Source organism: Pseudomonas sp. P110(2024), from assembly GCF_057480795.1.
Genome location: NZ_JBLIYT010000018.1, coordinates 90,537 through 108,219 on the forward strand (window position 1 = coordinate 90,537; position 17,683 = coordinate 108,219).

18 protein-coding genes are annotated in these 17,683 nt (G+C 66.1%); 7 read left to right on the forward strand and 11 right to left on the reverse strand.

Annotated features, from left to right (window positions below; translation table 11 throughout):
* Window positions 1–2: 2 nt before the first annotated feature.
* Window positions 3–1,355 carry a 3-oxoacyl-ACP reductase gene (locus tag AC25ND_RS24385; RefSeq protein WP_028691377.1) on the reverse strand — a complete coding sequence of 451 codons (1,353 nt, stop codon included), beginning with the start codon at window positions 1,353–1,355 and terminating at the stop codon, window positions 3–5.
* Between the two features lie 117 nt (window positions 1,356–1,472).
* Between AC25ND_RS24385 and AC25ND_RS24390 the strand changes: the two genes are divergently transcribed.
* Window positions 1,473–2,750, forward strand: a complete 1,278-nt coding sequence (locus tag AC25ND_RS24390; protein WP_232853742.1) for an acetyl-CoA C-acetyltransferase — start codon at window positions 1,473–1,475, stop codon at window positions 2,748–2,750.
* Between the two features lie 48 nt (window positions 2,751–2,798).
* Window positions 2,799–3,575, forward strand: coding sequence for an AraC family transcriptional regulator (locus tag AC25ND_RS24395; protein WP_028691379.1), 777 nt, complete (start codon window positions 2,799–2,801; stop codon window positions 3,573–3,575).
* Between the two features lie 18 nt (window positions 3,576–3,593).
* Here the strand turns inward: AC25ND_RS24395 and cueR are convergent, their stop codons facing one another.
* Genes cueR through AC25ND_RS24410 form a run of 3 tightly spaced genes read right to left on the reverse strand, consistent with a single transcriptional unit; the run spans window position 3,594 to window position 6,835 of the window.
* Window positions 3,594–3,998, reverse strand: a complete 405-nt coding sequence (cueR, locus tag AC25ND_RS24400; protein WP_028691380.1) for a Cu(I)-responsive transcriptional regulator — start codon at window positions 3,996–3,998, stop codon at window positions 3,594–3,596.
* A complete protein-coding gene (locus AC25ND_RS24405; RefSeq protein ID WP_486976623.1) occupies window positions 3,995–6,394 on the reverse strand; it encodes a heavy metal translocating P-type ATPase in 2,400 nt (799 codons plus the stop codon). Before AC25ND_RS24405 ends, cueR begins: the two co-directional genes overlap by 4 nt.
* Window positions 6,395–6,448: 54 nt before the next feature.
* Complete coding sequence (locus AC25ND_RS24410; RefSeq protein WP_028691382.1) at window positions 6,449–6,835, reverse strand: hypothetical protein; 387 nt, start codon at window positions 6,833–6,835, stop codon at window positions 6,449–6,451.
* 146 nt (window positions 6,836–6,981) lie between these two features.
* Between AC25ND_RS24410 and AC25ND_RS24415 the strand changes: the two genes are divergently transcribed.
* Together AC25ND_RS24415 and AC25ND_RS24420 are read left to right on the forward strand one after the other, a co-directional pair.
* The gene (locus AC25ND_RS24415; RefSeq protein WP_028691383.1) at window positions 6,982–7,179 is read left to right on the forward strand and encodes a heavy-metal-associated domain-containing protein; all 198 of its coding nucleotides are present in this window, start codon (window positions 6,982–6,984) and stop codon (window positions 7,177–7,179) included.
* A gap of 169 nt (window positions 7,180–7,348) precedes the next feature.
* Window positions 7,349–8,530 (forward strand): multidrug effflux MFS transporter, encoded by a 1,182-nt coding sequence (locus AC25ND_RS24420; protein WP_486976624.1) that lies wholly within the window; start codon window positions 7,349–7,351, stop codon window positions 8,528–8,530.
* Here AC25ND_RS24420 and AC25ND_RS24425 read toward each other — a convergent pair.
* Window positions 8,481–8,678 (reverse strand): hypothetical protein, encoded by a 198-nt coding sequence (locus AC25ND_RS24425; RefSeq protein WP_081791590.1) that lies wholly within the window; start codon window positions 8,676–8,678, stop codon window positions 8,481–8,483. The two genes, AC25ND_RS24420 and AC25ND_RS24425, sit on opposite strands and share 50 nt — an antisense overlap.
* Before the next feature lie 491 nt (window positions 8,679–9,169).
* Between AC25ND_RS24425 and AC25ND_RS24430 the strand changes: the two genes are divergently transcribed.
* On the forward strand, window positions 9,170–9,880 hold the full coding sequence (locus AC25ND_RS24430) for an ArsR/SmtB family transcription factor (protein ID WP_062362044.1): 711 nt from the start codon (window positions 9,170–9,172) through the stop codon (window positions 9,878–9,880).
* Here the strand turns inward: AC25ND_RS24430 and AC25ND_RS24435 are convergent.
* The 5 genes from AC25ND_RS24435 to AC25ND_RS24455 all read right to left on the reverse strand — a co-directional run bounded on the left by AC25ND_RS24435 (window position 9,877) and on the right by AC25ND_RS24455 (window position 14,305).
* Window positions 9,877–10,827, reverse strand: a complete 951-nt coding sequence (locus AC25ND_RS24435; RefSeq protein ID WP_236180396.1) for an adenosine deaminase — start codon at window positions 10,825–10,827, stop codon at window positions 9,877–9,879. The two genes, AC25ND_RS24430 and AC25ND_RS24435, sit on opposite strands and share 4 nt — an antisense overlap.
* A gap of 86 nt (window positions 10,828–10,913) precedes the next feature.
* A complete protein-coding gene (locus tag AC25ND_RS24440; RefSeq protein WP_182324518.1) occupies window positions 10,914–11,600 on the reverse strand; it encodes an SDR family oxidoreductase in 687 nt (228 codons plus the stop codon).
* Between the two features lie 445 nt (window positions 11,601–12,045).
* A complete protein-coding gene (locus tag AC25ND_RS24445; RefSeq protein ID WP_028691388.1) occupies window positions 12,046–12,630 on the reverse strand; it encodes an IMPACT family protein in 585 nt (194 codons plus the stop codon).
* Between the two features lie 9 nt (window positions 12,631–12,639).
* On the reverse strand, window positions 12,640–13,302 hold the full coding sequence (locus tag AC25ND_RS24450; protein WP_028691389.1) for a TetR/AcrR family transcriptional regulator: 663 nt from the start codon (window positions 13,300–13,302) through the stop codon (window positions 12,640–12,642).
* A gap of 85 nt (window positions 13,303–13,387) precedes the next feature.
* Window positions 13,388–14,305, reverse strand: coding sequence for a LysR family transcriptional regulator (locus AC25ND_RS24455; protein WP_028691390.1), 918 nt, complete (start codon window positions 14,303–14,305; stop codon window positions 13,388–13,390).
* Window positions 14,306–14,424: 119 nt separating this feature from the next.
* Between AC25ND_RS24455 and aptA the strand changes: the two genes are divergently transcribed.
* On the forward strand, window positions 14,425–15,771 hold the full coding sequence (gene aptA, locus AC25ND_RS24460; RefSeq protein ID WP_486976625.1) for an omega-aminotransferase AptA: 1,347 nt from the start codon (window positions 14,425–14,427) through the stop codon (window positions 15,769–15,771).
* Window positions 15,772–15,842: 71 nt separating this feature from the next.
* The gene (locus tag AC25ND_RS24465) at window positions 15,843–17,336 is read left to right on the forward strand and encodes a CoA-acylating methylmalonate-semialdehyde dehydrogenase (RefSeq protein ID WP_028691392.1); all 1,494 of its coding nucleotides are present in this window, start codon (window positions 15,843–15,845) and stop codon (window positions 17,334–17,336) included.
* Between the two features lie 57 nt (window positions 17,337–17,393).
* On the opposite strand, the gene AC25ND_RS24470 is transcribed toward AC25ND_RS24465, so the two are convergent.
* Window positions 17,394–17,683: hypothetical protein (locus AC25ND_RS24470; RefSeq protein WP_486976626.1), on the reverse strand; the 290-nt coding region annotated here is incomplete at its 5' end.

A 17,683-nucleotide genomic window follows, 5' to 3' on the forward strand; every position in this document is an offset into this window, starting at 1 on the left:
GGTCAGGCTCCCATCAAGGCCTGGCCGCAGACCCGCAGGGCCTGGCCATTGACCGCGCCCGAGCCCGGCTGGCTGAGCCAGGCGATGGCTTCGGCGACGTCCTGCGGCAAGCCGCCCTGTCCCAGCGAACTCAGGCGTCGGCCGGCCTCGCGCAGGCCCATGGGCATGGCCGCGGTCATGTGCGTTTCGATAAAGCCTGGCGCCACCGCGTTGATGCTGGCGCCCTGTTCGGCCAGGCGTGGCGCCCAGGCCTGGGCGAAGCCGATCAGCCCGGCCTTGCTGGCCGCGTAGTTGGACTGGCCGCGGTTGCCGGCGATGCCGCTGACCGAGGCGAGCAGGGTGATGCGCGCATCCGCGTGCAGCTTGCCGCCTGCGAACAGCGCCTCGGTCAGCACCTGGGGCGCCTTGAGGTTGACCGCCAGCACTGCGTCCCAGTACTCCGGGGTCATGTTGGCGAGGGTCTTGTCGCGGGTGATGCCGGCGTTGTGCACGACGATATCCAGGCCCTGGGGCAGGGCTTCGAGCAGTTGCGCGGCGGCATCGGCGGCGCAGATGTCCAGCGCCAGGGCACGACCGCCCAGGCGCGCGGCGAGGGCGTCGAGGTCGCGCTGGGCCTGGGGCACGTCGAGCAGCGTCACCTCGGCGCCGTCTCGGGCCAGGGTTTCGGCAATCGCCGCGCCGATGCCCCGGGCGGCGCCAGTGACCAGGGCGTGGCGGCCGGCCAGCGGCCGGGTCCAGTCTTGCACCTGGGCGGCGCAGGGCGTCAGGCGCAGGACTTGGCCGGAAACGAACGCGCTCTTGGGCGAAAGGAAGAAGCGCAGCGCGCCCTCGAGCTGGCTTTCGGCGCCTTCGGCGACATACAGCAGGTTGGCCGTGGCGCCATTGCGCAGTTCCTTGGCCAGCGAGCGGCTGAAGCCTTCCAGGGCCCGCTGGGCAACGCTGGCCTGCGCATCGGCGACGCCTTCTGGCGCACGCCCCAGGATCACCACGTGGGCGCTGGAGGCCAGGCTGCGCAGCAGGGGTTGGAAAAATTCGCGCAACTGCTTGAGGTCATCGCTGTCGGACAGGTGACTGGCATCGAACACCACCGCCTTGAGCTTCGGCCCCAGGCCCGCGACCCAGGCCGGGACCTCGAGCGCGTCGCTGGCGAAGCCGTAGCAGTCGGCGGTCAGGCGTGGAGCGATCGCCGCCACCTGGGCTGCCAGCGGCCCGCCGCCCAGCACCAGTGCGCCCTCGATGGGGCGCAGGCGCCCGGCCTGCCAGCGTTCCAGCGGCACCGGGCGGGGCAGGCCGAGGGCATCGACCAGTTTTCGTCCGAGGGTGGAGTTGGCAAAGCCCAGATAGCGGTCGCTCATGTACGGTTCTCCCTGAAGGCAAGCATGCAAGTGTGGACCAAGTTTGTGGCAGGGTCGTTCGAATGCGCGAAAAGAACCTAGGCTTAAGGATCAAATTGTTTCAGGAGGAATACAGGCATGCAGTCAATTCGCCGGGTCGCGATCCTGGGGGGCAACCGGATTCCCTTCGCCCGCTCCAACGGCGCCTACGCCAAGGCCAGCAACCAGGCGATGCTCACGGCGGCCCTCGAGGGCCTGGTGGAACGTTACCGCCTGCACGGCCTGCGTCTGGGCGAAGTGGCGGCCGGCGCGGTGCTCAAGCATTCGCGTGACATGAACCTGACCCGCGAGTGCGTGCTGGGCTCGAGGCTGTCGCCGCAGACGCCGGCCTACGACATCCAGCAGGCCTGTGGCACCGGCCTGGAAGCGGCGTTGCTGGTGGCCAACAAGATCGCCCTGGGGCAGATCGACAGCGGCATCGCCGGGGGCGTCGACACCACCTCGGACGCGCCCATCGCCGTGAGCGAAGGGCTGCGGCAGATCCTGCTGCAGGCCAACCGCGGCAAGACCCTCGGCGAACGTCTCAAGCCCTTCCTGAAACTGCGCCCGGGCCTGCTCAAGCCCGAGTTGCCGCGTAATGGCGAGCCGCGCACCGGGCTGTCGATGGGCGAGCACTGCGAACGTATGGCGCAGACCTGGCAGATCGGCCGCGAGGAGCAGGATGAACTGGCCCTGCTCAGCCATCAGCACCTGGCGGCGTCCTACCGCGAGGGCTGGCACGACGACCTGCTCACGCCCTACCTTGGCCTGACCCGGGACAACAACCTGCGCGCCGACCTGACCCTGGAGCAACTGGCCAAGCTCAAGCCGGTGTTCGAGCGCAGCGGCCTGGGCACGCTCACGCCGGGCAATTCCACGCCGCTGACCGATGGCGCCTCGCTGGTGTTGCTCGGCAGCGAGGCCTGGGCCGAGACGCAGGGCCTGAAGGTACAGGCCTACCTGGTGGACGGTGAGACGGCCGCAGTCGATTTCGTCCATGGCCAGGAAGGCCTGCTGATGGCACCGGTGTACGCGGTGCCGCGGCTGCTGGCGCGCAATGGCCTGACCTTGCAGGATTTCGACTTCTACGAGATCCACGAAGCCTTCGCCGCCCAGGTGCTCTGTACCCTTAAGGCTTGGGAGGATGCCGACTACTGCCGCACGCGCCTGGGGCTCGAAGGGCCGTTGGGGTCGATCGATCGCGCCAAGCTGAATGTGAAGGGCAGCTCGCTGGCCGCCGGGCATCCGTTCGCGGCGACGGGAGGGCGGATACTGGCGAACATGGCCAAGCTGCTGGGCGAGCGTGGCAAGGGGCGTGGCCTGATCTCGATCTGCGCGGCGGGTGGGCAGGGGGTAACGGCGATCATCGAACGCTAGGCGGCGATGGCTGGTACCCTTGTCCGACCCGAGACACCAGGCCTTAGCATGTCGATCACCGGACCACGTCCCATCCCCGCCCTGGACCAATTGCCCAGGCCGCTCTACGCCCGCGCCGAGAGCCTGGGCGCCGGGTCCTGGACCACCCGTCACCAGCATGACTGGGTGCAATTTTCCTATGCCATCAGCGGCGTGCTTGGCGTGTACACCAGTGACGGCAGCTACTTCGCCCCGCCGCAGTGGGGCGTGTGGATCCCGGCCGGCACCGAGCATGAAGTGCTGACCTCGATGCAGGCCGAGATGCGTAGCCTGTATGTGCGCCGCGATGCCTGTCCTTGGGCACCGGGCGAATGCCGGGTGCTGGAGGTCACGCCGCTGGCGCGGGAGCTGATCAAGCAGTTCTGCACCTTCGCGGTGAACTACCCGGAAGGCGACAGTGCCGAGGCGCGGTTGGTGGCCGTGTTGCTGGACCAGCTGCGCACCCTGCCGCAGGTGGGGTTCTCGCTGCCGCTGCCGCGCCACCCGGGCTTGCTGGCGTTGTGCAACGGCTTGATCGCCGCCCCCGACCGGCCCCAGACCCTGCAGCAGTGGGCGGTGCAACTCGGGGTATCGGAAAAGACCCTGATGCGCCTGTTCCAGCGCGAGACGGGGCTGAGCTTTCGCAACTGGCGCCAGCGCATGCGCCTGCTGTCGTCGCTGGCGCTGCTGGAGGCCGGAGAGAGCGTCACCCAGGCCGCGCTGGGCTGCGGGTATGACTCGACTTCGGCCTACATCGCCGCCTTTCGCCAGCTGTTCGGCGCCACGCCAGGGGAACTGCGCCTGTAGTAGCGGCTGCTGTTTCGGTCAGTGACAGCACCCGCTGCCATTGGCCAGGTCCTTGAGGATCGGACAGTCCGGCCGGTCGTCGCCCTGGCAGTGGGCCACCAGCTCGCCGAGGGTGTCGCGCAGGCTCACCAACTCCTCGATGCGCTTGTTCAGCGCCTCGATATGCTGCATGGCCAGGGCCTTCACGTCGGCGCTGGCGCGCTGGCGGTCCTGCCACAGGGTCAGCAGCTTGGCGACTTCTTCCAGGGAAAAGCCCAGATCACGTGATCGCTTGATGAACGCCAGGCTGTGCAGGTCCTCCTGCTGGTACAGCCGGTAGCCGCTTTCGCTTCGCGTGGCGGGGCGCAGCAGGCCGATGGACTCGTAGTAGCGGATCATCTTGGCGCTCAGCCCGCTGCGGCGGGCGGCCTGGCCGATGTTCATGGGGCCTCCTGGTCGATGGCGGTGGGTTTCCAGGTCTTCAGCCACAGGGCATTGCTCACCACGCTGACGCTGGACAACGCCATGGCGGCGCCGGCCAGCACCGGATTGAGGTAGCCCAGCGCGGCCAGGGGGATGCCGATCAGGTTGTAGATGAATGCCCAGAACAGGTTCTGGCGGATCTTCGCGTAGGTCTTGCGGCTGATTTCCAGTGCCGCGGGTACCAGGCGCGGATCGCCGCGCATCAGGGTGATGCCGGCCGCCTGCATGGCCACGTCGGTGCCGCCGCCCATGGCGATGCCGATGTCGGCGGCCGCCAGCGCCGGGGCGTCGTTGATGCCGTCGCCGACCATCGCCACCACGCCCTGTTGCTTGAGCGCGGCCACCGTGGCGGCCTTGTCCGCCGGCAGCACTTCGGCGTGCACGTCGTCGATGCCGAGCGCCTCGGCCACCACCTTGGCGCTGCCGCGGTTGTCGCCGGTCAGCAGGTGGCTGCTGATGTGGCGCGCATGCAACGCGGCGATGGCCTGGCCGGCGCCGGGTTTGAGACTGTCGCCGAAGGCGAACAGGCCCAGCACGCGGGGGTGGCTGCCGAGTTCGATCAGCCAGGACAGGGTGCGGCCCTCGGCCTCCCAGGCTTGGGCGCTGGCGGCCAGCTCGCCCGGTACCAGCCGGCTCTCGTCGAGCAGGCGGCGGTTTCCCAGGGCCAACTCGCGGCCCTCCACCTGGCCGGCGATGCCACGGCCGGTGAGGGACTGGCTGTCGGCCACTTGCGGTACGTCAAGATTGCGTTCGGCGCAGGCATCGAGCACCGCCTTGGCCAAGGGGTGCTCGCTGCCACGCTGCAGGGCGCCGGCCAGGCGCAGCAGTTGGTTATCGTCACCGCTGCTGGCCTGCTGGTGGACGATGCGCGGACTGCCGGAGGTAAGGGTGCCGGTCTTGTCGAATACCACGCGGTTGACCGCATGGGCGCGCTCCAGCGCTTCGGCGTCCTTGATCAGGATGCCGTGGCGGGCGGCGACACCGGTGCCGGCCATGATCGCCGCGGGCGTGGCCAGGCCCAAGGCGCAGGGGCAGGCGATCACCAGCACGGCGACGGCGTTGATCAGCGCGGTTTCCAGCGGTGCGCCGGCCAGCCACCAGCCGACCAAGGTCACCAGGGCCAGCACCAGCACGGCGGGGACGAATACCTGGCTGACCCGGTCGACCAGCTTCTGGATCGGCGCCTTGGCCGCCTGGGCGTCCTCGACCAGGCGGATGATGCGGGCGAGCACGGTCTCGGTGCCCAGCGCCAGGGTCTTCACCAGCAGGCGGCCTTCGCCGTTGATGGCGCCACCGGTCACCGCGTCGCCGGGCTGCTTGGGCACCGGCAGGCTTTCACCGCTGATCAGGGCTTCGTCGGCGTGGCTGCTGCCTTCGAGCACCTGGCCATCGACCGGGAAGCGCTCGCCGGGCTTGACCAGCACCACATCGTCGAGGCGCAGCTGGCTGATGGCGACGTCTTCCTCGCGCCCCTCGACCACCCGCACGGCGCGTTCCGGGCGCAGGGCCTCCAGTGCCCGGATGGCGCTGGCGGTCTGGCGCTTGGCGCGGCTTTCCAGGTACTTGCCCAGCAGCACCAGGGCGATCACCACCGCCGAGGCTTCGAAGTACAGGTGCGGCGTCATGCCGGCGTGGGCGTTGGCCCATTGGTACAGGCTCAGGCCGTAGCCGGCGCTGGTGCCCAGGGCGACCAGCAGGTCCATGTTGCCGGCACCTGCGCGCACGGCCTTCCAGGCGGCGACGTAGAAGCGTGCGCCAAGGATGAACTGCACCGGGGTGGCCAGCAGGAACTGCGCCCAGGCCGGCAGCATCCAGTGCAGGCCGAACGGTTGCACCAGCATCGGCAGCACCAGCGGCAGGGCCAGCAGCAGGGCCGCGGCGACCGCCAGGCGTTCGTTGAGCAGGCGGCGTCGGGCCTGTGCCTGGTCATCGTGGCTGGCCAGCGGCAGGGTGGCGCTGTAGCCGGCCTTCTCGACCGCGGCGATCAGCGCGCCGTCGTCGACGCCCTCAAGTACTTCAAGGTGGGCGCGTTCGTTGGCCAGGTTGACGCTGACCTGCTCGACCCCCGGCAGTTTGCCGAGGGCGCGCTCGACCCGGCCGGCGCAACTGGCACAGGTCATGCCGCCGATCTGCAGTTCGAGGGTACGGGTGGGGACGCTGTAGCCGGCGTCGCGCACCGCGTCGACCAGCGCCGGCAGGCTGTCGGCCGGGGCCTGGACCCGGGCCTGCTCGGTGGCGAGGTTGACGCTGACGTGTTCGGTACCGGTGACCTTGCGCAGGGCGCGTTCGACCCGACCTGCGCAGCTGGCGCAGGTCATGCCACCGATCGGCAGGTCGAAGGTGGTGGATGCGGGCATGGCTCTCTCCTCCGTGGACAGGCCTCCAGCATCAACCTTGCCATGCGGGCAAGGTCAATAGCCCAGGCCGGCTCTCTTGAGCACCAGGCCATTGTGCCCCATGGCGATCCGGTATTTGTTGATCTGGCCCGCCTGCAAGGTCAGGCGCGTGCTGCGCTGGTCCTCGACGCCGGGCGCGCAGCCGGGCACCTGCCCGGGCAACAGGCGCAGGCGCACATCGACGGGGCCCGGCGGTAGGTTGAATGAGGTTGACTGCTCCTGGAACAGGCGGCCGGACAGCTGGTCGTTGAGGTAGATGCCGATCTCGCAGCTGGTGGCCACCTCCAGGCGTTCCCGGGAAATGATCAGCACGCTGTAGTCCGAATTGCCCTCGGCGCTGGCCGGTGGCACGACGGCCAGCGCGCCCAGCAATCCGACGAGGCCCAATGCTGCCCTGATCATGAAAAATCTCCTGCTTGCCAAAATCGTCAAAGGCGCAGCTTGGCCGAGGCGCGCGCGGATTTCCAGCCCGGCCGTTTTCTGCGGAACTTGACCTTGCCCCGATGGCAAGGCTGAGACTGGGCAAAACCCACAAGGAGGCAACCTCGATGCAAGTGTTCAATGTACAAGGCATGACCTGTGGCCATTGTGTGAAGGGCGTGACCCGGGCGGTGCAGGAGCAGGATGCGGCGGCACGCGTGGAAGTGGACCTGGCGGCGCGCCAGGTGCGGGTGGAAAGTGCCCTGGCGGCGGATCAGATCCTGGCGGCGATTCGTGAAGAGGGGTATCAGGCCGAGGTCGCCTGAGTTATCGCGGTGTGCATGGCGATAGTCTTGCGGCGCCGGTGAGATCGCGCGCCGCGCAGGCGGCGCGCGATCTGACTGACGGTGCACGGTTTCCGTGGTGCACCTACAAAATCAATACAAAGGTTTTCAGGTAGACTAGCGGACTTGCTTAGCCTGCTATGGATTTTCCATGAACCTTCGAACCTTGCTGATTCTCGGCGCCCTCAGTGCGTTCGGGCCTCTGGCGATCGACTTTTATCTGCCGGCCTTCCCGGCCATGGCGCATGCCTTCGGCACCGACGAAAAGCATGTGCAGACCACCCTGGCCGCCTATTTCCTCGGCTTGTCCCTGGGCCAGCTCGCTTACGGGCCGGTGGCCGACCGTTTCGGCCGGCGTCTGCCGCTGCTGTTCGGGGTTGGCCTGTTTACCGTGGCGTCACTGGCCTGCGTCTATGCCCCAAATCTCGACAGCCTGATCCTGGCGCGTTTCGTCCAGGCCCTGGGTGGCTGCGCCGGCATGGTGCTGTCGCGGGCGATCGTCAGCGACAAGTGTGACGCGGTGGCCTCGGCCAAGGTGTTTTCGCAACTGATGCTGGTGATGGGCCTGGCGCCGATCCTCGCGCCGATGCTCGGTGGCGTGCTGGTCAACGTGGCAGGCTGGCAGTCGATCTTCCTGGCCTTGGGCCTGTTCAGTGCGGCATGCCTGCTCGCCGTCGGCCTGGGCCTGCCGGAGAGCCTGCCGGCCCATGTACCGCGCCAGCCGCTGTCGGGCGCGCTGCGCCAGTACCTGAGCCTGTTCGGCGACCGGGTGTTCGTCGGACATGCGCTGACCGGCGGCATCGCCATCGCTGGGATGTTCGCCTACATCGCCGGTTCGCCGTTCGTGTTCATCAAGCTCTACGGCGTGCCGCCCGAGCACTACGGCTGGCTGTTCGGCACCAACGCCGCCGGCTTCATCCTGATGGCCCAGGTCAATGCGCGGCTGCTGGCCAAGCGCGGTCCGGCATTCCTGCTGGCGCGAGCGGTGTGGTTGTACCTGGTGGCGGCGCTGGCGCTGCTGGTGGTGGCGGCGTTGCGCCCGGCACAGCTCTGGCCATTATTGGTGCCGCTGTTCGTGTGTATCGCCAGCCTCGGTTGCATCATCCCCAACGCTTCGGCCTGCGCCATGAGCGGGCAAGGAACGCGGGCTGGCAGTGCCTCGGCCCTGATGGGCTGCCTGCAGTTCAGCGTCGCCGCAGGCGCGGCGGCGCTGGTCGGAGTGCTGCACGACGGCAGCGCGGTGCCCATGGCGCTGGTGATCAGCTTGTGCGGCGCGCTGGTGGTCAGTGTCGCAATGCTGACCCGGCGCCTGCAGGCCAGCCGGCCCGCGTGAGCGGGTGGGGCGCGTTGAGACGCGCCTCCAGCAGGGCGACGAACGATCGCGCCTCGGCCTCGCTGCGGAAACTCACCACATGCTGGTCGAGCTGGACCTGCCAGGGGCAGGTGGGGTTCCGGTTCGACGCACTGACGACAATCTTCATCGCGATCCACCTCAAGTGAGCGGGAGCGGATCTAGTGTAGCGCTGCCCCCGGCTCGCGCCATGACCGCGATCAGTACCCAGACTGACGGTCATGACGGTCTGACGCTGGGAGACGTTCTGTTTTGCAGGGCGGAAATTTTCCCTCTTCCCGTCGGACATATCGACCCCCTGGTTCGTTGCTGTCAGCTGCGTTCCCGCTAGAGCCACGGTAGTACGGGGGATGGGCAGAGTCAGTCGTCAGCCACTCTGACAGACGCATCTTTAAGAACGATTTTGGGAAGGCGTATACCGACCCATCTGGGGCATGCCTCCCTCACGGCGAGTGCCCTCCAGCGGCTTATACTGCCCCCTGGCGGCCAGCGAAGGGTGAGCGTTTCCCTGGGCTGGCGACCACCATCCGGCACACGAACCATCCCGCGCTTGCCCACACCGGAGGCAGGGCATCTGCGGCGTTCGCCAGCAGGCGGGAATCATCAGGGAGCTTCAGGTTCATGAACGCAGTCCGCAGCATCAGTCAGGTCGCCAACCTGATGGCCGATCCCAAGCGCAGCGCCATGTTGTGGGCGTTGATCGATGGTACCCCGCGTGCGGCGGACGAGCTTGCCGTGCTCACCGGGCTGAGCACGTCGTCGGCCTGTGCGCACCTGTCGCTGTTGTGCAGTGCCGGGCTGCTCAGGCACGAGGCGCGTGGGCGCAAGCGCTTCTTTCGCCTGGCCACGCCGGAGGTCGGCACTGCGGTGGAAGCCTTGGCCAGCGTGCAACTGGCGACGCGCTCACCTGGGGAGCAGGGCACGACACTGCAGATTCCCCTGTCGATGCGCAAGGCACGCCTGTGTGGTGATCACCTGGGCGGCGAAGTGGCCGCCGCGCTGCTCCACCGCCTGCAGGTGGCCGGTTGGCTGGAGGGCAGCGAGCAGTACCTGTCGGTGAGCCAGGAGGGCAAGGAGCACCTGGAGGCTCTGGGGGTATTCATTGACGCGATGGCCGCCGGTGACCGGCGCGGCTGCGTGATATGCCACTGCAGTAAATGGAACGATCAGGGCCCGCACCTGGGCGGTTGCCTGGGCAAGGCCTTGCTCCGCTTGTTCACCCAGTCGGGTTGGGTGCGTGAGCAGGAGGGCAGCCGGGCGGTGCAACTCACACCGCTCGGCCAGCAGCAGATCAACGCGATCGCCTGCCTCCCGGCCCGGCAGGTCGGCTAGCGGACCAGTCGCGCATCCAGGCTGTTCTGCGCCAGGCGGCGTGCCTGGTCCTGGGTCATGCCCAGGTGCTGATGCAGGGCGTGGAAGTTCTCGGTGACGTAGCCACCGAAGTAGGCTGGATCATCGGAGTTGACCGTAACTTTCACCCCACGCTCGAGCATGTCGAGGATGTTGTGCTGGCCCATGTGTTCGAACACGCACAGCTTGGTGTTGGACAGCGGGCAGACGGTCAGCGGGATCTGCTCGTCGATGATGCGCTGCATCAGGCGCTCGTCCTCGATGGCGCGCACGCCGTGATCGATCCGCTGGATCTTCAGCAAGTCGAGGGCTTCCCAGATGTACTCGGGCGGGCCTTCCTCGCCGGCATGGGCCACGGTCAGGAAGCCTTCGCTGCGGGCGCGATCGAAGACGCGCTGGAACTTGCTCGGCGGATGGCCTTTTTCCGAGCTGTCCAGGCCCACGGCGACGAAGGCATCGCGGAAGGGCAGGGCCTGGTCCAGGGTCTTCTGTGCCTCGTCTTCACTCAGGTGGCGCAGAAAGCTGAGAATCAGGCCGCTGCTGATGCCCAGCTGCTCGCGACCATCCTTCAAGGCCCGGTTGATGCCATTGAGCACCACCTCGAACGGGATGCCCCGGTCGGTGTGGGTCTGCGGGTCGAAGAACGGCTCGGTGTGGATGACGTTCTGCGCTTTGCAGCGCTGCAGGTAGGCCCAGGTCAGGTCGTAGAAGTCCTGCTCGGTGCGCAGGACATCCGCGCCCTGGTAGTAGAGGTCGAGGAATTCCTGCAGGTTGTTGAAGGCATAGGCGCTGCGCAGGGTCTCGACGTCCGCCCAGGGCAGCGCGATCTTGTTGCGTTCGGCCAGGGCGAACAGCAGTTCAGGCTCCAGCGAGCCCTCCAGGTGCATGTGCAGTTCCGCCTTGGGCAAGGCGTTCAGCCATTCATACATGTGTGCAATCTCGATCAGGTACGGTTGGCCGCCATTCTACAGGGCCTGGCCGGGCAATGCGCCCACCCAGGCCGCAACGCCCGGGTTTACCAGATGAGCGCTTCACCCTTGTAGTTGATGAAGCGCAGGCCGCCATTGCCGCTCTGGGCCTTGACTTGCTCGAGCATGCCCCGGGTGCTGGTCAGCACGTCGATCTCGGCGTTCTCGCCGCCCATGTCGGTCTTCACCCAGCCCGGGTGCATGGCCAGCACGGCCAGGTCGGGGCGCTGCAGCTCGACCACGAAGCTGTTGATCATCGAGTTGAGCGCGGCCTTGCTGGCCTTGTACAGGCAGACTTCGCCACCGTCGGGGATGGTCACACTGCCCAGGATCGAGCTCATGAACGCCAGCACGCCGCTGCCTTCGCGCACCTGGCCGGCCAGGCGACGGGCCACACGGATCGGCGCCACGGCGTTGGTCATGAACAGCTCGCCGACCTGCTGTACCTGCACGCTTTCCAGGTCCTGCGGCAGCGGGCCCATTACCCCGGCGTTGACGAACAGCAGGTCGAATACTTCGTCTTGCAGGCGCTGCTTGAGCCCGTCGAGCTGGGCCGTGTCGTTCATCTCCAGGCGCTCGATGCGCACCCCGGGGACTTCGCCCAGCGCACCCGGCTGTTGCGGGTCGCGCACGGTGGCGACGACGTTCCACCCATCTTCGCGCAGGCGTTGTACCAAGCCCAGGCCGAGGCCTCGGGAGGCGCCGATGATGAGGGCGGTCTTGTTGGCGTTCATAGCGATACTCCATATCAAGGGCGCGGCGAGCGGTGCTGTGCACAGGTTCGCTTGTCGCGCGGCAACGTGGCGGTTGCCCTCCACTGGGAGGGCCTGGGTGACGAGCATAAACCAGGAAGAGGTCGGCTGCCCTGTCGCGGCTGGTCAAAAAATGATCGAAGGCCTGAAAGGCCTGTGGAGACGGGGTCTGACAGGGTGGTTCACGGGTTATCCACAGGCTGCTCCACAGTAATTGTGTGCAAGCGCGACAGCCTGAAAATGCCCGTTTCAGGGAACGCAGTCGCTGCTGACTGGGGATAACTCACACGCTTTCAGTGACTTGGGTTAATGTCACACAAATGTGATCAAAATATGCTCAATACGCTGCAGGCCTTGCGGAACAAGGCCTGCAGCGGAGTGCCCCAAGCTTATCCACAGGCAGGCCCACAGCAGTTGTGGGCAACGCTCAGGCTCGTTCCAGCAGGATGCGCCCGCGGCTCAGGTCGGCGAGCTGCTGCTGCAGCACCTCGAGGTGGCTGTCACCCAGGGCGATGCGCAGGTCGACGCCGTTGGCGGTGAACTGCTCGTCCAGCACCAGGCCGTCGACTTCGCCCAGGCGCAACTTGACCAGTGCCAGTTCGCTGAAGGTGCAGCTGCAGGCGAACTCGCTGCGCTGTACCAGCAAGCGCTTGGGCGCCTGCTGCAGGCATTTGTTGGCGCCGCCGCCGTAGGCCCGGGCCAGGCCGCCGGTGCCCAGTTGGATGCCGCCGTACCAGCGGATCACCAGAACCACCACCTGGTCACAGTCCTGGGCCTCGATGGCGGCAAGGATCGGGCGCCCGGCCGTGCCGCCGGGCTCGCCGTCGTCGCTGCTGCGGTATTGGCCGCCGAGCTTCCAGGCCCAGCAATTGTGGGTGGCCGCCAGGTCGCTGTGGCGTTCGATGAAGGCCATGGCCTCGGCCGGGCTACTGATCGGGCCGGCGAGGGTGATGAAGCGGCTCTTGCGGATGTCCTCGCGGAACTCGCAGAGCTCGAGTAGGGTAGAAGGCATAAGTCCGGGTCAGGCGGGCGTGCTGATGCCGCAGCCTTTGAGAATGATGTGGATAAGGTTGTTGCTGGCGTCTTCCATGTCCTGCTTGGTCAGCCGGCTGCGGCCGGTCACCTGGCAGATCTGGGTGGCGAAGTCGGCGTAGTGCTGGGTGCTGCCCCAGAGCAGGAAGATCAGGTGCACAGGGTCGACCCGGTCCATCTTGCCGGCGTCCATCCAGGCTTGGAACACCGCGGCACGGCCGCGGAACCATTCGCGGTAGTCGGCGCTGAAGTACTCGCTCAGGCATTCGCCGCCGCTGATCACTTCCATGGCGAATATTCGCGAGGCCTGCGGGTTGCGTCGGGAAAACTCCATCTTGGTGCGGATGTAGTGGCTGAGCGCCACGGCCGGGTCGTCTTCCACGCTCAGGGCATTGAAGGTGCTGTCCCACAGCTCGATGATGTTGCTCAGCACCGCGATGTACAGGCCCAGCTTGTTGGTGAAGTAGTAGTGCAGGTTGGCCTTGGGCAGCCCTGCCTTGAGCGCGATGGTGTTCATGCTCGTGCCCTTGTAGCCGTGGCGGGCGAATTCGTCTTCGGCGGCCTGGATGATGGCCTGCTCGTTCTTCTGGCGGATGCGGCCGGCGGGCTTGCCCGAGGCGGGGGAGCGATGCGCAGGGACTTCTAGGGTCATGGACGATTCCGGGCGGGTCGTTACAGATGTCCGACAGATTACCTGCCTGTGCCGAAGTGACAAGCATTAGCGGTAGAGATACGTATCAACGTGTCGCAGCCAGGCTCTCGAGGAAGCTTTCCAGCACCAGGTTCGGCCGACGGCCCTTGCGCGTCACCCAGCTCAGGCTCAGGTCATAGAAGCGCTGGGCGGGTTTGAGCGCACGCAGGCGCCCCTGCTGCACCCAGAGCATCGCGTAATGGTCGGGCAGGTAGCCGATGTAACGTCCGGTGAGGATGAGGAAGGCCATGCCTTCGCGGTCCGAGGCACTGGCGGTGCAGCGCAAGGCCTGGTAATGGGCCTGGATGTCGGCCGGCAGGCGGAAAGTTGGGGCGATCGCATCCTGGTCATTGAGGCGGTCGTCGTCGATCTGCTGGTCATCGGCATAGAACAGCGGATGGCCGACCGCGCAGTAGAGCAGTGAGCGCTCGCTGTACAGCGGCTGGTACTCAAGCCCCGACAGTGGGCTGGTCTGAGGCACCACGCCGACATGCAGGCTGCCATCGAGCACACCCTGCTCGACCTGGCTTGGCGCGATCATGCGGATCTGGATGCGCACGTCCGGGCCGCGGTCCTTCAGTTCGGCCAGGGCATGGGTGATGCGCATGTGCGGCAAAGTCACCAGGTTGTCGGTGAGGCCGATGTTCAGTTCGCCGCGCAGGTGCTGGTGCAGGCCGTTCACCTCGGTGCGAAAGGTCTCCAGGGCGCTGAGCAACTGCAACGCCGAGTGGTAGACCTCGCGGCCTTCCTCGGTGAGCGAAAACCCGGCGCGCCCCCGTTGGCACAGACGCAGACCCAGGCGTTGCTCGAGGTCGTTCATCTGCTGGCTGATCGCCGAGCGGCCGATCCCCAGCACGTTCTCCGCCGCCGAGAAACCGCCGCATTCGACGACGCTGCGGTAGATTTTCAGCAGGCGGATGTCGAAATCGCTGACTTGGGCGAGGGGATCGGGACGTCGGCTCATTAGTTTAGTTATCCGCTGACTGAAGATTAGAAATGCTGGGTTTTTCGAACTTTATCGCCGTGACAATTTAGCTGCAACAACACCCATCGTTGCCTAATCGTCTTCCGAGGAATCGCCCGATGAACATGCCCGAAACCGTCCAGGTCGGTCTGGCCAGCCAGCTCAAGCTGGACGCCCACTGGATGCCGTACACCGCCAACCGCAACTTCCAGCGCGACCCGCGCCTGATCGTGGCGGCCGAAGGCAACTACCTGGTCGACGACAAGGGCCGCAAGGTGTTCGACGCCCTCTCGGGCCTGTGGACCTGCGGTGCCGGGCATACCCGCAAGGAGATCAGCGAGGCGGTGGCCCGTCAGGTCGCCACCCTCGATTATTCGCCGGCCTTCCAGTTCGGCCACCCGCTGTCGTTCCAGCTGGCCAAGAAGATCGTCGACCTGGTGCCGGGCGACCTGAACCATGTGTTCTTCACCAACTCCGGCTCCGAGTGCGCCGACACCGCGTTGAAAATGGTCCGTGCCTACTGGCGCCTGAAGGGCCAGGCCACCAAGACCAAGATCATCGGCCGTGCCCGTGGTTACCACGGCGTGAACATTGCCGGCACCAGTCTGGGCGGGGTCAACGGCAACCGCAAGCTGTTTGGTCAATTGCTGGACGTCGATCACCTGCCTCACACCGTGCTGCCGGCCAACGTGTTCAGCAAGGGCATGCCGGAAGAGGGCGGCATCGCCCTGGCCGACGAGATGCTCAAACTGATCGAGCTGCATGACGCCTCTAACATCGCCGCAGTGATCGTCGAGCCGCTGGCCGGTTCCGCCGGTGTGCTGCCGCCGCCGAAGGGCTACCTCAAGCGCCTGCGCGAGATCTGCAGCCAGCACAACATCCTGCTGATCTTCGACGAAGTGATCACCGGTTTCGGCCGCATGGGCGCGATGACCGGCGCCGAAGCCTTCGGCGTCACTCCGGACCTGATGTGCATCGCCAAGCAGGTCACCAACGGCGCCATCCCGATGGGGGCGGTGATCGCCACCAGCGAGATCTATCAGACTTTCATGAACCAGCCGACCCCCGAGTACGCCGTGGAATTCCCCCACGGCTACACCTACTCGGCACACCCGGTCGCCTGCGCCGCCGGTATCGCCGCGCTGGACCTGCTGCAGAAGGAAAGCCTAGTGCAGTCCGCCGCCGAGCTGGCGCCACACTTCGAGAAGCTGCTGCACGGCATCAAGGGGACGAAGAACGTCGTCGACATCCGCAACTACGGCCTGGCCGGCGCCATCCAGATCGCCGCGCGCGACGGTGATGCCATCGTCCGTCCGTACGAGGCGGCCATGAAGCTCTGGCAAGCCGGCTTCTATGTGCGCTTCGGTGGCGACACCCTGCAGTTCGGGCCAACCTTCAACACCCAGCCGCAGGAACTGGATCGCCTGTTCGACGCGGTGGGCGAAGCCTTGAACAAGGTCGACTGACTTTTCTGATTTTGACGTCGGGCGCGTGAGTACCACGCGCCTGTCTCTACCTTCTTTATCTGGAGTTCTGCATGAGCATTGTTCAGCACCTGATCCACGGCGAGCTGGTCACCAAGGGCGAGCGCACCGCCGATGTCTTCAACCCGTCCACCGGCCAGGCCGTGCGCAAGGTCGAACTGGCCAGCCGCGCCACCATCCAGCAGGCCATCGATTCGGCCAAGGCCGCCTTCCCGGCCTGGCGCAACACCCCGCCGGCCAAGCGTGCCCAGGTGATGTTCCGCTTCAAGCAGCTGCTGGAGCAGAACGAGGCGAAGATCTCGCAGATGATCAGCGAGGAGCACGGCAAGACCCTGGAAGACGCGGCGGGTGAGCTCAAGCGTGGCATCGAGAACGTCGAGTTCGCCTGCGCCGCCCCTGAGCTGCTCAAGGGTGAGTACAGCCGCAACGTCGGCCCGAACATCGATGCCTGGTCCGACTTCCAGCCGCTGGGTATCGTGGCCGGCATCACCCCGTTCAACTTCCCGGCCATGGTGCCGCTGTGGATGTACCCGCTGGCCATCGCCTGCGGCAACGCCTTCATCCTCAAGCCGTCCGAGCGCGATCCGAGCTCGACCCTGTACATCGCCCAGCTGCTGCTGGAAGCCGGCCTGCCGAAGGGCATCCTCAACGTCGTGCATGGCGACAAGGAAGCGGTCGATGCGCTGATCGAGGCGCCGGAGGTCAAGGCCCTGAGCTTCGTTGGTTCGACCCCGATCGCTGAGTACATTTATGCCGAGGGCACCAAGCGCGGCAAGCGCGTCCAGGCCCTGGGCGGCGCGAAGAACCATGCGGTGCTGATGCCTGACGCCGACCTGGACAACGCCGTCAGCGCGCTGATGGGCGCGGCCTACGGTTCCTGCGGCGAACGCTGCATGGCCATTTCGGTGGCGGTGTGTGTCGGCGACCAGGTGGCTGATGCGCTGATCGCCAAGCTGGAGCCGCAGATCAAGGCGCTGAAGATCGGTGCCGGCACTGCCTGTGGCCTGGACATGGGCCCGCTGGTGACCGCCGCCGCGCGTGACAAGGTGGTGGGCTACATCGATGACGGCGTCGCCGCTGGTGCCAAGCTGGTGGTCGATGGTCGCGGCTACCGTGTGGCCGGTAACGAGGATGGCTATTTCGTTGGCGGTACCCTGTTCGACAAGGTCACCCCCGAGATGCGTATTTATAAGGAAGAGATCTTCGGTCCGGTGCTGTGCGTGGTGCGGGTGAACAGCCTGGAACAGGCCATGCAGCTGATCAACGAGCACGAGTACGGTAACGGAACCTGCATCTTCACCCGTGACGGTGAAGCGGCGCGGCTGTTCTGCGACGAGATCGAAGTGGGCATGGTGGGTGTCAACGTACCGCTGCCGGTGCCGGTGGCGTACCACAGCTTTGGTGGCTGGAAGCGTTCGCTGTTCGGCGACCTGCATGCCTATGGTCCGGACGGTGTGCGCTTCTATACCCGTCGCAAGGCGATCACCCAGCGCTGGCCACAGCGGGCCAGCCATGAGGCTTCGCAGTTTGCGTTCCCGAGCCTGTAAGGCGCAGGGATGAAAGCGGGGCGGCCGACAGGCCGCCCCGCTTTGTTTTTTGGCTGCTTATATAGGTGCTAGGGCTGTGATGGGCAGCTGGCAGCCCTGACGCGGTGTTTTCCCCCGATATTTCACTTTAATGAAATTAACGGTTGACGCCCTCTCAGATCCCCTTATAATGCGCCCCACTTCCGACGTAGTCGAAACGAAAAACTTCTTGTTAATCAATAGGTTGAATGTTTCAGGTAGTGTCGGAAGTGCTTCGATCATCTGATCGGCAGCGGTGAAAAAGGCAGTTGACAGCAGGTTGTAACGCTGTATGATTCGCCTCCCGCTACGAGAGATCGCAGCGAGTC

Coding starts and splice junctions, on each gene's coding strand:
- AC25ND_RS24450 (WP_028691389.1), bottom strand. CDS start 13,302: ATGACCCTAGAAGTCCCTGCGCATCGCTCCCCCGCCTCGGGCAAGCCC.
- AC25ND_RS24455 (WP_028691390.1), bottom strand. CDS start 14,305: ATGAGCCGACGTCCCGATCCCCTCGCCCAAGTCAGCGATTTCGACATC.
- AC25ND_RS24385 (WP_028691377.1), bottom strand. CDS start 1,355: ATGAGCGACCGCTATCTGGGCTTTGCCAACTCCACCCTCGGACGAAAA.
- AC25ND_RS24435 (WP_236180396.1), bottom strand. CDS start 10,827: ATGTATGAATGGCTGAACGCCTTGCCCAAGGCGGAACTGCACATGCAC.
- AC25ND_RS24390 (WP_232853742.1), top strand. CDS start 1,473: ATGCAGTCAATTCGCCGGGTCGCGATCCTGGGGGGCAACCGGATTCCC.
- AC25ND_RS24405 (WP_486976623.1), bottom strand. CDS start 6,394: ATGCCCGCATCCACCACCTTCGACCTGCCGATCGGTGGCATGACCTGC.
- AC25ND_RS24415 (WP_028691383.1), top strand. CDS start 6,982: ATGCAAGTGTTCAATGTACAAGGCATGACCTGTGGCCATTGTGTGAAG.
- AC25ND_RS24425 (WP_081791590.1), bottom strand. CDS start 8,678: ATGAAGATTGTCGTCAGTGCGTCGAACCGGAACCCCACCTGCCCCTGG.
- AC25ND_RS24430 (WP_062362044.1), top strand. CDS start 9,170: ATGAACGCAGTCCGCAGCATCAGTCAGGTCGCCAACCTGATGGCCGAT.
- AC25ND_RS24440 (WP_182324518.1), bottom strand. CDS start 11,600: ATGAACGCCAACAAGACCGCCCTCATCATCGGCGCCTCCCGAGGCCTC.
- AC25ND_RS24445 (WP_028691388.1), bottom strand. CDS start 12,630: ATGCCTTCTACCCTACTCGAGCTCTGCGAGTTCCGCGAGGACATCCGC.
- AC25ND_RS24395 (WP_028691379.1), top strand. CDS start 2,799: ATGTCGATCACCGGACCACGTCCCATCCCCGCCCTGGACCAATTGCCC.
- aptA (WP_486976625.1), top strand. CDS start 14,425: ATGAACATGCCCGAAACCGTCCAGGTCGGTCTGGCCAGCCAGCTCAAG.
- AC25ND_RS24465 (WP_028691392.1), top strand. CDS start 15,843: ATGAGCATTGTTCAGCACCTGATCCACGGCGAGCTGGTCACCAAGGGC.
- AC25ND_RS24410 (WP_028691382.1), bottom strand. CDS start 6,835: ATGATCAGGGCAGCATTGGGCCTCGTCGGATTGCTGGGCGCGCTGGCC.
- AC25ND_RS24420 (WP_486976624.1), top strand. CDS start 7,349: ATGAACCTTCGAACCTTGCTGATTCTCGGCGCCCTCAGTGCGTTCGGG.
- cueR (WP_028691380.1), bottom strand. CDS start 3,998: ATGAACATCGGCCAGGCCGCCCGCCGCAGCGGGCTGAGCGCCAAGATG.